Annotated in this window: 1 pseudogene; it reads right to left on the reverse strand. The window is 64.7% G+C overall.

Annotated elements, in window-relative coordinates:
* Positions 1-272, reverse strand: a pseudogene (locus SB751_RS30540) (multidrug ABC transporter ATPase); the annotation flags it as partial.

Here is a 272-nt window from a genome sequence, read left to right on the forward strand (position 1 = left end):
GGCGAAGCCATGGCTCGATGTTTTCTCGACGGCGATCGTCATGTTCGCATCTTCGCTGCGCGCGTCGCCGGTGCCTGGACCGCAGGCGTCGCCCTCGACACTGACCCAGCCGTACAGATTGGTGCCGAACACGGGACGAATGCGATTGCCTTCTCGAACCCACAGCGTCAGTTCTTCGCTCGCATTCGCATCGGGACAACTCGGCCCGCGCGCGCTGCTCAGGAACACGACACCGAATGCGCGTACGTCGGGCGACAGCCGATACGGCGCGG

Origin of the sequence: Cupriavidus sp. SIMBA_020, assembly GCF_046535395.1 — a bacterium.
Taxonomy (GTDB): domain Bacteria; phylum Pseudomonadota; class Gammaproteobacteria; order Burkholderiales; family Burkholderiaceae; genus Cupriavidus; species Cupriavidus campinensis.